Raw genomic sequence first — 12,058 nt, 5'->3', positions numbered from 1 at the left:
TTGGAAGGGGACGGGCCGATGGACTCAACGTGCGCATTATATCGACGCCCCCTCCTTGCGCGCATGCTCGTCGTTCTTGCCAAGCCTCCTACTTCACGATGTCGAAGCGGGTTTGGGAAAGCTTAGTCTTGAGCGTCAGCGTACCTTCGCGCAACTCCCATAACTTTATTTCGAACCTGCGCAGGCCACGCCGAATAAACGGCTCGTTGCGCATAAACTGCGCGGCTTGCTCCTCGCTATCCGCGAGGAGCACCGTCATTCCCTCGCCAACAAGTTTTCCCTCGGTGATAAACGGCCCGGATAGGAAGATCCGATCCTCGAATTCCATCATGTATCGCAGATGCTCGGGAATGTAAGGCACGATCTCGTCGATCGGTGCAACGGGGTAGCTGAACGCGACATATAGGCGCTTTCTTAGGTTGGGCTCGATCAGTTGCTCGATTTCGTTGTCGATATCGGACATCTCACTGTCTCCATGGTGGGATCGTTCGTGAAAGAAAGCTAGGGATGGCACGCTTATGGCCGCGCGCGACGATGGCCGCCATACAAGGCGAACGCGAGCACGATCGAAAAGCAGCCGATCGGGATGAGATACGCGAGGGCGATGCCGAAGCGGTCGGCAACGGCCCCCATTGCCAACGGAGCGAGCGCCCCGCCAAAGAGGGCCATCACTTGGAACGACGCCGCGCGTCGCGTGCGATGGCCGAGGTCCTGGACACCGAGCGCGAAAATCGTCGGGAACATGATCGACTCAAAGAAGAACACGGCAATCAAAGCCACCACGGATACGGTGGGTATCCCGACGACGACGATGACACAAAGCGCGATGCAGATCGTCCCATACATGGCGAGCAGGCTCGCGGGCGTCACCTTGCGCATCAAAATCGTCGATACGAACCGGCCCACCGTAAAGCTCGTCATGCCGGCCGACAGCATGAAAGCAGCCGAATGGACGGCGAGGCCGCGCCAGTGCTCCGTGGCATAGTTGATGAAGAATGCCGCGATGCCGACCTGAGCCGAAAAATAAAAGAACTGCGCCACGACGCTGGCCATGAACGTGGCTTCTTTCCATAGCGGCACCGCGGCTTCCGAGAACTGAGTGCGGCTCTCGGCAGGTTCAACGTCGGGAAACCTCGCGCGCGAGAACGCGATGGCGAGCAGCGTGACGGCCACGGCGATCGCGACGTATGTGATCTTGACCGGGACCGCATTGCTTGCGAACGATGTCCCGTGTTGAAAGAAGAACAATCCGCCGATGATGGGTCCGATAAACGAACCCAGGCCCGTGAACGCTTGAGCAAGGTTGAGGCGCCGCGCACCGCCCTCCTTCGCGCCGAGCAACGTGACGAACGGATTGGCGGCTGTCTCCAAGCAAGCCGCCCCCGACGCGAGCACGAATAGCGCGAAAAGGAACGGACCGAATCGCCCAGCGTCCGTGGCGGGCACGAACAACAGCGCACCGACCGAAAACAGCGCGAGGCCGAGGAGAATGCCTCGCCGGTATCCGTAACGATTGACGAAAAGGCCCGAGGGTATGGCCACAAGCAGATAGGCACCGAAATAGCAGGTTTGGAGCAGAGCCGATTCCATGCGGCTGACGCTGAGCGTCTGCTGAAAGTGCTTGTTCAGCACGTCGAGCAGGCCATAAGTGAGGCCCCAAGCGAAAAACAGACTGATGACGAGCGTGAGCGCCATGGTATGACGGGTATCGGCGCTTGCCGAAGACGGCCCGTGCGCCGCCGCTGCTTTGGTGATCGTATTCATGCGCGCTCCCTACGCTTGCTGCGGCAAGCCGGCCGACTGTTGGACCGCCTTGATGATCGCAGCGTAGTCGTCGCCCTCGAAGCCGAGCGCCGACGCCTGCTGCAGTTGTTGAGCGGTCCCGGCGGTATGGGCAAGAGGCACATGCAACGCCGCCCCGGCCTCGAGCACCAGACCAACGTCTTTCAGCATCTGGTTGACGGTAAAGGTCGGCGTAAAGTCATAGCGCTTCAGTTGCTCAGCCTTCGCCTTGATGACCGGGGAGCCCACCGCACTGGCGGGAATCACCTCCCACATGTCCGACCAGCGAAGGCCGGCTTTCTGCCCGAGGGCGAGGGCTTCGGCGAGCATGGCCGCCGTATTGGCCACCATGAGGTTGATCACGAGCTTCATCGTGCGGGCTTCGTCCCGTGCGCCGACATAGAACTGGGCGGGTCCAAGCAGTTCGAGCAGCGGCAGCACACGATCGAACGCGCGGCGCGGGCCCGATGCGATCGCCGTAAGCTGCGCGTTTTCAACCATCTGCGGATTGCCCGACACGGCGACGCGCAGGTAATCGGCCTGGGCTTCGTCATAGGCGCGCGCGACTTGCTGCGATGCAGCGAGCGACACCGTACTCATATCGACATAGACCTGCCCGGGACGCACGCGCGTGGCCACGTCGCTCGCGACAGCTTCGAACGCCCCATCGTTCGGCAGGGAACTGATGATGACCTGCGCGGATTCCACGGCCTGATCGAGCGTATCCCCTGCCTGTAAGCCATGAGTACGAGCCAGCGCGAGACGTTCCTTGGAAGTATCGAATACGGTCACTCGATATCCGCCGCGCTGAAGGTGCTTTGCGATCGGCAGGCCCATTTTGCCGGTGCCGATCAAACCGATATGAAACGTCGCGGACGGCGATAGGGCCGCCTCGCGTACAGGCGGGCTGCAAACGGCACTTTCCATGTTGTCTCCGATGTCTTGTGAGTGCTTTGAGGCCGGCCGCCGGCGCACGCTTGCGACGGCGGCTCACTGAGCCGGCAATCGGCGATGCTTGCGCCGTATGCCGTAGGACGATGCTAGGCGGCTGGGCCGGGTGGGTCCAACACCGTTTCCCTCTTGGGCCGATGCCTTTTCGTTATCGAATTGAGCACACGGCGCGCGGGGGCTCGATGCCTTTAAGTTATCGACTCCGAAGAAAAATGGTGTTGGATTTGATGCGCCGGCCTCCCTAGCATTTCCTCACGGACGCTCGTTCCGTCATTATCCACTGATTCGAGGAAGAACATGCCAACGGACATTACGCCTGCGCAAATGGAAGCGACGCGCGTCGCGCGGTGGGGCAAGGTCGAACCATACGGGGAGACATTCATCGAGAGCCGGCTGCCGGGCTTTACCAAGCGGCTCTATAAGCTCATCAATCGCGGGGTGCTCGAGAACAAGGGAGTACAACCGGCGATACAAGGCGCGCATCGCTTCGGTGTTACGCTGATCGAGGTACCGGCGGGCCAAGGGGCGAATCTGCACTCGCACAAGACCGAGGAAGTCTTTTTTCCGCTGAACGGAAAAATGATCGTCTTCTGGGGTGAGCACGGCGAACACCAGATCGAGCTCAACCAGTGGGACTGCATCTCCATGCCGGTCGGCGTCATGCGAGGCTTTCGCAATCCGAACGATCATGACCTGGTGGTGTACTCGGTGGTCGGCGGACGGGACGAGGAAGTGGGCCGCATCGAGTGGCACCCGGATGTACTGAAGGCGGCGGCAGGCACGGGGCTCGCGTACGACGAAACCGGCTTTCTGAAAAGCGAAGCTTGATGCAAGGGGCCATCATGGACGGACATGCGAGAGGCGCGAGTCAATGAAAATGGAACACCCTAGCAACGTTGCGAGCGATCAGCCTCGCCAGCCGATCCCGGCAACGCCCGAGGCGTTGCTTTCGGCGGTGCTGGCCTCCAACGAGCGGACGGCCGATCCGCGCCTACGACACATCCTCGATTCGTTGCTGCGCCACCTGCATGCATTCGCTTCCGAGGTGCAGCTCAGTTACGCCGAATTGGAGGAAGGCATCGACTTCCTCGTGCAGATAGGCAAGGCGACGGGGCCTGAAAAACACGAAGGGATCTTGCTGGCCGACATTCTCGGTCTGGCAACGCTGGTCGGTCTCATCGACGCTAAAAAAGCCCTTGCGGCGGGCGGCACGGAGCCGGCTTTGATCGGCCCGTTCTGGCGGGCAAACCAACCGCTGAGACCGAACGGCGCGCAAATCGCGAGCGCGCAAACGCCGGGGGACAAATTGTTCGTCGACGGCCGCGTGGTGTCGCTAGACGGTCACCCTATTCCCAACGCGCGGGTGGAGACTTGGCAGGCGTCCCCGGGAGGACTCTACGAGAATCAAGATCCGCACCAGGAAGATATGAATCTGCGCGCGCGCTTCGAGACCGATGAAGATGGGCGTTTCTCGTTCCATAGCGTGCGCCCGGCCGGTTACGCGGTACCGGTCGACGGTCCCTGCGGGAAGCTGCTCGGCTTGCAGCGGCGGGACATCATGCGGCCGGCCCATCTGCATTTCATCGTGCTCGCCGAAGGCTACAAGACACTCGCGACGCAAATCTTCGATGCGGACGATCCCAACGCCTATCGGGACGTCGTGTTCGGTGCGGTGGGCTCGCTATTGCAGCACTTCGACGTGCAGGAGGACGGCGGCTATGTGTTGAATCTCGAACTCAAGCTCGAGCCGGGAACGATGCGTGTGCCGCTTTGCCCGCTGCCTTGAAGCTGTCTTTTCAATAACGCTTTCACGCTGCGGATGCTCGCAGCGTTTTCGTTTTTCATCGTTCATGAACGTAGAAACCGATGACACCAGCGTCACCATTTTTGCGACGTTCGAGCCGCGCCCCGGGATCGAGGAGGCCGTAATGGCCGCGCTGCAGGAAGCGCTCATACCGACGCGGGCTGAGCCGGGTTGTATTCGGTTCGATTTGTACCGGAGCGAATCCGCCCCCACGACGCTGCACTTGTTTGAGATTTTCGCGGCGCCCGATGCGCTCGCCGCGCACCGGCAGACGGAGCACTATCAGGCTTTCCGGCGAAAGATCGACCCCTTGCTTGCCCGGCCACCGGTCGTCGTTCGCTTGAAGGCTGTGGATGCAATGGGTGCGGTGCGTTCGACCGACAGATGCGGTCAATCCCCGACAGAGTTATGCCCGGGCCAGGAGAATCGAGCATTTGAAGTGCTGAAACGCAAGTTCTATTGCAGCGGCGGGCGGTAACAACTTGGCAAAGCAGCACGGCCCACGGCGTCATCACGTCACGGACGCCCCCGCTGCCCGCTGCAGCGGGAGCCAAAGCGTAAAGCGTGTCCCTTGCGGCCCCACACTCCAGCGCACGTCTGCCTCGATTGCACTGGCTCGCCGTTGCTGGTTGCGCAGGCCACGCCCCTTCCCCGTGCTCAACGCTTGTTCGACGTCAAATCCCCGTCCGTCGTCTTCGATCACCACCTCCACGCCGCCGGACGCGACCGAAGTGCTCACGCGGATCGCAGTCGCGCGCGCATGCGCCAGAATGTTGGCGATACTCTCTTGGATGATACGCAGAATATGCAGCGCGCTGGATGGATCGAGCCACGGCAACGTAGGCACCGTCTGAACGTCCCAGCGCAGCGTCACGCCGGAACCGTCCAGCCGCGGCTCCAAGCGAAACCGCAGCGTCGCGAGCAAAGCCAGCAAATCGGCCTCCACCGGCTCCATCGAATCGATCGTCAGCTTCAAATCGTCGAGACATGTTTTCAGAATCTGCGAGACGCGAGGACCGCTGGTGTCGCCGCGCTCCACGGAACGAAGCGCGCTGATCAACGACGAGCCCAAGCCGTCGTGCATATCCTGCATCAACCGCCGACGCTCATCGCTGATCGTGCGTCGGCGCTCCGCTTCGCGCAGCAGCCGGTGGCTCTCTTCGAGTTCGGCCTCCCGCGCGGCAAGACGCTGGGCGAGGCTGACGTTGAGCTCCTCGACCGCGACGATCGCATTGACGTAGCGCCGATAAATGAGAAGCCCGAACGCTCCGAAGGTCGCGGCGTTGATGTACGCGCCGAGAAACCACCCCTCCAGGCTCACCACATTGTTGTGCATCGCCCAATCGGACATGCCGAGCAACGTGCATAGCCCCACCGCGGCGGCGACGAGCCTGGCTTCCCACGAGTGGCGCCAACCGGCCGTCACGCCTATGGCTGCCACCACTGCGCTCATGACGATCGCGACCGCATAAATCAACGGCACGATGACCGGCGTATTCGGCAGCACCGGCAATAGCGCAACGGGGGGCAACGTCAGCACCGAAATCGATCCGCTTACGCCCACCACGGCACAGGTCAGCCAACGGACCGAGCGCCCGTGCGTTTGGCACAGGAAGAAATGGACGACCGCGACCATCCAAAAAAGCGCGTTGAGCGTGAGCCATGCGAACCAATCGTCGGTGATAGGCAACCCCGCGTAGTAATGCAGATGCGCGACGAACGACGTGGCCGCGAGATTGAAAAACAGCAGATAGCCCGTTTCTTCCCGGCGCCGGAACCATACGAACAAAGAGAAGACGCCCACCATCAGAAAAGCGGCGCTCAGCATGGCCGGCAGTTCCCGCTGCAGCCATTGACGCGCGTAATAGCGCCCGCGCAAAGCGTCCGCCGTGCCGAGCCAGATCGACGCGAGGCCCACGCCGGTCACGCGCGTATGCTCGAGTCGAACCAGGATTTCGCGCGGCGGGGGCGCTCCGTCGGGGCGCTCGAGTTCGATCCATAGCGGCGCGAACAAGCTATTCCACAATGGTCCCTGCCGCTGCGCGCGGTAGGCCAGCGCACCGTCGACATAAACGGCGACGGTGCCGTCGGTTTTGACGCGGCTGACATAGAGCACCAGCGGTTCAAACCACACCTGCGACGCGTGGGTCGCGATGCGAATCCATGTCACGCTGCCGATGGTCGTGGTCTCCGCCAGCGAGCGTCCGCCGGCAAAATCGCTACTCGCGGCCGGGGGTAAGGCGCGCGGCAACACCGTGTGCCGCCACGTGCCCGGCAATGCGCCGCTGTCGACGACGTGCGGCGGGGTGGTCATCCCATTGGCCGCCGTCACCAGCCAGTCCGCCTCGGTCAAATGCAAAGGCGCGTCCGATCGTCTTGAACCGTCGCCGGCGAGATACCAACGCCCCGCGCCGACGAGCAATGCCATCGACACGAACAACAACATTGCCGTGGCCACGGCAGTGCGGCCCACGCGCAGGCGCACCCGCTCGCGCGCATGGCGCAGCCAATCCCCGATTCGAACGCCGCGCGACGCACGCAAACGTTCGTCACTCGCGCGACAGCCCGAGCGCTCTAGCTTCATATATGGCTTCCGCCTTGGAGGTGACCTTCAGTTTGCTGTAGATGCGCCGCACGAAGCTGCGCACCGTAAAGTGCGACAGCGCCATCAACTTGGCGATTTCCTGTGTCGTAAAGCCCTTGATGATCAGATCCAAGACTTGTGCTTCACGGCTTGACAACGGCGAAGGCGCTCGCGGCGCCGAAGCCGACTCGCCTTGCTGCAACCGCAACAAAACTTGGCGCGCGATGATCGGGCTGATGGGGCTGCCGCCGCTCGCAACGCTGCGAATCTCGTCTGCAATGCGAGCGGCGGAGCCATCCTTCAGCAGATAGCCCGCGGCGCCGGCCTCGATCGAGCGCATGACGTGCGACTCGTCGCCGAAATGGGTACTGACCATGATGTTGCAGTGCGGCCATTCGCGAGCCGCCGCACTGATGACATCGATGCCCGAGCCGTCCGGCAGTCCGAGATCGACGAGCAGGACGTCCGCCGACGGCCCGCGCAACAAGGCGAGTGCGTCGGCCTTCGTTCCCACGAGGCCGGCGAGACGAAGATCCGGCGCCGCTTCGATGATGCCTCGAAGATCGGCGCTAAATCCGACATCGTCCTCGACCACCGCAACGCGGATCGTGGCTGGCGCGGAATCGGAAAGCGTGGGTGGCATAGCGGCGAATTGTAAGGGGGACCGATCTATCCGTGTAGCACATTTGCGCTACAGCGATGAACCTATTCCCCTGAATATACTTCGCCGAAACAAAAAGTACGGAAACGGGGCCGCTACGTCACGCCGGAACGACCTATCGGCAATTCAATTCGACGCGTGCGCCGCTGCGAGCAATGGCCAATTCTCCCGGCAGCGGGTGCGCACGCCCATGAGATATGAAAATGACCACACCTCAATTTACAGTGCTCGTCTATGTCGAAGGGATCGGGGACGTCACCGTCGGCCCTGACGAGTATGCCGGCGGACGCGATAAGAGCAAAACCGTCGACGGCTTTCAAATCACGTTCTCCCAATCGGCTCGTCTCGGGCTGCGTTATATGGGACATTTCGCCGGCAGCGGCGATACGGGCTGGGTCAACGAGGGCACGTTTATCGGCAGCCGCGCCGGAAAGTCCGCTTTGGAAGGCTTTGCAGTTGAATTGACCGGGGACGACGCCGACCGATACAACATCTCGTACAAAGCGTACAAAGAAGACGGCAACGCAACCGCCTGGTGCTCGAACGGCGAGTTTTGCGGCACGCGCGGCGAGAAGCAGAGCCTCTACGCGATCGTCGTCAAGCTCACACCGCGATTCAAAGTACTCGTGCACGTGCACAACATCGGCGATATGACGGTGGGCCCGGGCGAGTTGGCCGGTACCAACGACACAAGCAAACCCCTGGAAGGCTTTCAGATAAGCTTCCCGACTCCCGTGGGCGTTGGACTGCGTTATATGGCCCACGTCAGCAAAAAGGGCGATACGGGTTGGCTCAAGGACGGGGAGTTCGCGGGCAGCCGCGGCCAAAGCGCGACGGTGGAAGGTTTTGCGATCGAGCTGACCGGGGAGAAGTTCACCGAATACGACGTCATGTACATGGCGTACAACCAGAACGACGGCGAGACCGGCTGGTTTGCGAATGGAGCGTTTTGCGGAACGCGTGGACAATCGTTGGGGCTCATCGGCATCGTAGTCAAGCTCGTCAAGCGAGTGCCCAATTACGTGTCCATCGTCTCGAAGGCCCGTGCGCAGTCGGGACGGATGCTGGTCATCACCGGCCGTCCGTTCAATAACGCCGTAACGGTCGAGGTGCCCGGCGACGAGAAATGGCAAAGCTGGGACAAGCGCCCGGTCAAAGCGGGCCAAGGTTATCTGCTGATCAGCAAAGCGGACCCCACCAAATGCATCGCTCGCGGCGGTGGCCGCGAGCCGACCGTACTCGCCGAAATCCGCACCGCCAAACTCGACGACTGCGTTTGGCGCGACGACACGGTCCGCGGCCGGTACAACGCGATCAATTGCTGGACCGATTGGGAATTGAAGCTGAACGTGCGCGGCAACCCGCCGTATCTCGATCGCGGCACCACGCTACTCACTTGGCCGTGGGCCTGCGGCGCGGACAACGAGTTGTGGCGCACCGCCGTGCAAACCTACAACGTCGTCGCCGGGGGGGACGAGGCAGCCTTGAACCGGGTGGCTGAAGCCATTTACCGAGGCTGCTATCCGAGCGTGTTCAGGGAATCGCTGACCGTGGGCCGCGAAGGCCTCGACACGGTTGGCTTCGACATCACGACGCCCCCGGTATTGCGCCTCGAGCCGTCCATGCTGTACGAGCAACAATTGGAGCGCATGACGGCCGTCTCCGCCACGGAACAAGCGGTGCTGCGGCAAGCCAACGCGGCGAGTTTTTCGGCGCGCGCCGAGCATGTGAAATTAAAGATCGGCGGCACGATCACGGCGGAAGTGGAGGCGGTACTGGATGCGTCGGCGGCGGTCCACTTCGACCCTGACAACCGCTTGACCCTTCACCTGAATGCCGGTGTATTGCATATCCTAGAAGGGCAAGTCGACGAAATCACCCGGATCAAGCTGGAATTGGCACTTAATGCGGCCTTCTTGCCGCTCTTGCTCCTCTATTTGAACAACAACATCCTAGAGCGCATTGCCATCCCCAAGCTCGAGCTGAACGGCATCGAATTCGCCGCTCCGGTCATTTCCCTGCAGCAGCCGTACTTGCTCGGCTCGACCAGCATGGTGCCCGACACGGTGTTTCCGCCGCCGGCCTCGCACTGGCCTCAACGGAAATTGTTTTGCGGCGTCGATACCCCAGCCTTGGACGCGGTCGCCGCCAGCTTCTTAAAGGACATTTCGCCGCGTGAGCGCTGGAGCGCCAATATCGGCATAGGGTCCGTTTCGGCCGAATACTATCTGGAATTCAAGAATCCGAACTTCATCGTTTCGGGCAGCCGGGGCAACACGTACCAAGTCCGAATCGATGTCTCCGGGGGCGCCAATTTTAAACTCCTCCGTGTCGGGCCCAGCGCGGACGCCGACGGCTATGTGCTGGCCACGGCGTCCGTCGTCGTCACGCCGGAGCGCAAGGTGAAAATCGTTTTCCGGTCCCTCGACTTCATCGTCGTGAACTGGCATTTCGGGGGCCTGCCGGCATTCGTCGACAAGGCGATCAGCGGCGTCTTGAACGCCTTCAATCCGGTCGTCATGGCTACCGTCACGCTAGCCCTCGGCGGCAAGGAGTTCGACGTGTACACCATCCCCGAGATCAACACGACGATCGGCGGAAGGAAGGTCACGATCACGCTGCAAGGCCTCGCGCTGGACTCCATGGAGGATAGCGGACGAAAACCGCTCCTGCTCGCCTGCGGCGACGTCGACGTCAAGCTTCACTAGCCGGTAGCCAGCGGCAAAACCATTGCCCACATACCTAGCCGCCGTTCGGCCTGCCCGCGATGCGCAGGCCGCATCGCCTCTAGAAAGGGCTCGGCTCATGCGGAGAGAAACATCGTGACAGCATTGAATCGCATCGATCATTTCATCGTGCTGATGTTGGAGAATCGTTCGTTCGACCACGTGCTCGGTTTTATGAGAACCCCCGATTATCCGATCGACGGATTGCAGGGCCACGAGTCGAACGCCGCGAATCCGAACGATGCCGCATCGCCTCGCTACACGGTGACGCGCGACGCGGCATACAGCGATCCGCCCATCGACCCCGGGCACAGCTTCAACCCGGCTGCCGTCACGCAAATGTTCGGATTGAGCAAAGCGGCGCGGCAGGAACTCGCCTGGTTTCCCGACCTGCCGCCGGCGAACAACGGGTATGTCTACGATTATCAGCAGCGCGTGCTGGGCAATCCGGCCGACATCATGAAATGCTTCGCGCCGGAACGCCTGCCCGTGCTGACGACACTTGCGCGCGAGTTCGCCGTCTGCGACAAGTGGTTCAGCTCCGCGCCGGGGGCGACCTGCCCGAACCGGCGATTCGTTCACTCGGCCACCTCCGACGGGTACTTGGGCGGCACGCAGAAGGTATCGGCGTCTCGGACGATATTCGAGTTGCTGAAGACGCGCGGCCTTAGCGGCACGGTTTATTTCCATGACGTCCCGCAATCGCTGACGATGCTTTCGCTGTTGATCCACGCGAAGTTCAAGCCGATCAAGGATTTCTGGCGCGATCTCGAACGAGGGACGCTGCCCCACTACACGTTTATCGAACCGCGATATTTCAACTATGGAGACGTTCGCGCGAACGATCAGCATCCGTCGAACGACATGCACGAAGGCGAGAAGCTAATCGCTTCGATCTACAACGCGGTGCGCCGCTCGACGCTATGGGAGAAGACGGCGATCGTCATCACCTACGATGAGAGCGGCGGGACCTACGATCACGCGCCGGCGCCGAAGACCGTGAATCCCGACGGCAAGATCGGCCAGGACGACGATGAAGACGGCAAACTGATCAAATTCAACTTCGAGAGGCTTGGCGCTCGCGTGCCCGCGATCGTCATCTCCCCGTTGATTCCGCGGATGACGATCGACTCGCGCGTCCATGACCATACGGCGATTCTCGCGCTCCTTGAAAAACGTTTTGGACTCCCGGCACTAACCGCGCGCGACAAATGGGCAGCCGAAAACGACCTTGCTTCGTTGTTCTCGCTGTCCGAGCCAAGAGCCGACACACCGCACACCGTCACCCCCACTCGCGATCATGCGGCGATGACGTACGCGCCAACGAGCCTGCTCAACGGGCTGCAGTTCGAACTCGTCGAAGCGGCTGCTGCGTTCGCCCGGCATGACGAAGCGTTGAACGGGCTGCGGCAACGCGCGCTGGCGAGCCGGCAGCAAAGCGATGCCGTGATCTACTTGGATGAAGTCTTGCGGCGCTCCGACATCGAACGCGAATAAGAACGCGCGCCTCGCGCCGCTCCCTATGCGAAAATGCCGAACCACCATACGGG

The 12,058-nt window shown here is 61.6% G+C and carries 10 protein-coding genes; 5 read left to right on the top strand and 5 right to left on the bottom strand.

Annotated features, from left to right (window positions below; all coding sequences use genetic code 11):
- Positions 1–88 precede the first annotated feature (88 nt).
- Genes DXT59_RS22455 through DXT59_RS22445 form a run of 3 tightly spaced genes read right to left on the bottom strand, consistent with a single transcriptional unit; the run spans position 89 to position 2,709 of the window.
- Positions 89–463 carry a YciI family protein gene (locus tag DXT59_RS22455; RefSeq protein ID WP_116139263.1) on the bottom strand — a complete coding sequence of 125 codons (375 nt, stop codon included), beginning with the start codon at positions 461–463 and terminating at the stop codon, positions 89–91.
- Positions 464–516: 53 nt separating this feature from the next.
- A complete protein-coding gene (locus tag DXT59_RS22450) occupies positions 517–1,764 on the bottom strand; it encodes a sugar MFS transporter (protein WP_116139262.1) in 1,248 nt (415 codons plus the stop codon).
- A 9-nt stretch (positions 1,765–1,773) separates the two neighbouring features.
- Positions 1,774–2,709 carry an NAD(P)-dependent oxidoreductase gene (locus DXT59_RS22445; RefSeq protein WP_116139261.1) on the bottom strand — a complete coding sequence of 312 codons (936 nt, stop codon included), beginning with the start codon at positions 2,707–2,709 and terminating at the stop codon, positions 1,774–1,776.
- Between the two features lie 321 nt (positions 2,710–3,030).
- On the opposite strand from DXT59_RS22445, the gene DXT59_RS22440 reads away from it, so the two are divergent.
- The 3 genes from DXT59_RS22440 to DXT59_RS31270 all read left to right on the top strand — a co-directional run bounded on the left by DXT59_RS22440 (position 3,031) and on the right by DXT59_RS31270 (position 5,015).
- Positions 3,031–3,561: a cupin domain-containing protein gene (locus DXT59_RS22440; protein WP_116139259.1), complete on the top strand. Its 531-nt coding sequence runs from the start codon at positions 3,031–3,033 to the stop codon at positions 3,559–3,561.
- Between the two features lie 49 nt (positions 3,562–3,610).
- On the top strand, positions 3,611–4,519 hold the full coding sequence (locus DXT59_RS22435; protein WP_240324625.1) for a dioxygenase family protein: 909 nt from the start codon (positions 3,611–3,613) through the stop codon (positions 4,517–4,519).
- Positions 4,520–4,583: 64 nt separating this feature from the next.
- A complete protein-coding gene (locus tag DXT59_RS31270) occupies positions 4,584–5,015 on the top strand; it encodes a putative quinol monooxygenase (RefSeq protein ID WP_116139255.1) in 432 nt (143 codons plus the stop codon).
- Between the two features lie 33 nt (positions 5,016–5,048).
- On the opposite strand, the gene DXT59_RS22425 is transcribed toward DXT59_RS31270, so the two are convergent.
- Both DXT59_RS22425 and DXT59_RS22420 read right to left on the bottom strand, forming a co-directional pair.
- Positions 5,049–6,965: a sensor histidine kinase gene (locus DXT59_RS22425; protein WP_116139575.1), complete on the bottom strand. Its 1,917-nt coding sequence runs from the start codon at positions 6,963–6,965 to the stop codon at positions 5,049–5,051.
- A 121-nt stretch (positions 6,966–7,086) separates the two neighbouring features.
- On the bottom strand, positions 7,087–7,764 hold the full coding sequence (locus DXT59_RS22420) for a LuxR C-terminal-related transcriptional regulator (protein ID WP_116139253.1): 678 nt from the start codon (positions 7,762–7,764) through the stop codon (positions 7,087–7,089).
- Between the two features lie 221 nt (positions 7,765–7,985).
- On the opposite strand from DXT59_RS22420, the gene DXT59_RS22415 reads away from it, so the two are divergent.
- Together DXT59_RS22415 and DXT59_RS22410 are read left to right on the top strand one after the other, a co-directional pair.
- The gene (locus DXT59_RS22415) at positions 7,986–10,490 is read left to right on the top strand and encodes a hypothetical protein (protein ID WP_162878196.1); all 2,505 of its coding nucleotides are present in this window, start codon (positions 7,986–7,988) and stop codon (positions 10,488–10,490) included.
- Positions 10,491–10,604: 114 nt separating this feature from the next.
- Positions 10,605–12,005, top strand: a complete 1,401-nt coding sequence (locus DXT59_RS22410) for an alkaline phosphatase family protein (RefSeq protein ID WP_162878195.1) — start codon at positions 10,605–10,607, stop codon at positions 12,003–12,005.
- The last annotated feature ends 53 nt before the right edge of the window (positions 12,006–12,058 follow it).

Origin of the sequence: Trinickia diaoshuihuensis (assembly GCF_003390925.1) — a bacterium.
Taxonomy (GTDB): Bacteria; Pseudomonadota; Gammaproteobacteria; order Burkholderiales; family Burkholderiaceae; genus Trinickia; species Trinickia diaoshuihuensis.
This window is presented reverse-complemented; position numbering and strand designations above follow the sequence as displayed.

Coding starts and splice junctions, on each gene's coding strand:
- DXT59_RS22455 (WP_116139263.1), bottom strand. CDS start 463: ATGTCCGATATCGACAACGAAATCGAGCAACTGATCGAGCCCAACCTA.
- DXT59_RS22450 (WP_116139262.1), bottom strand. CDS start 1,764: ATGAATACGATCACCAAAGCAGCGGCGGCGCACGGGCCGTCTTCGGCA.
- DXT59_RS22445 (WP_116139261.1), bottom strand. CDS start 2,709: ATGGAAAGTGCCGTTTGCAGCCCGCCTGTACGCGAGGCGGCCCTATCG.
- DXT59_RS22440 (WP_116139259.1), top strand. CDS start 3,031: ATGCCAACGGACATTACGCCTGCGCAAATGGAAGCGACGCGCGTCGCG.
- DXT59_RS22435 (WP_240324625.1), top strand. CDS start 3,611: ATGGAACACCCTAGCAACGTTGCGAGCGATCAGCCTCGCCAGCCGATC.
- DXT59_RS31270 (WP_116139255.1), top strand. CDS start 4,584: ATGAACGTAGAAACCGATGACACCAGCGTCACCATTTTTGCGACGTTC.
- DXT59_RS22425 (WP_116139575.1), bottom strand. CDS start 6,965: ATGGCATTGCTCGTCGGCGCGGGGCGTTGGTATCTCGCCGGCGACGGT.
- DXT59_RS22420 (WP_116139253.1), bottom strand. CDS start 7,764: ATGCCACCCACGCTTTCCGATTCCGCGCCAGCCACGATCCGCGTTGCG.
- DXT59_RS22415 (WP_162878196.1), top strand. CDS start 7,986: ATGACCACACCTCAATTTACAGTGCTCGTCTATGTCGAAGGGATCGGG.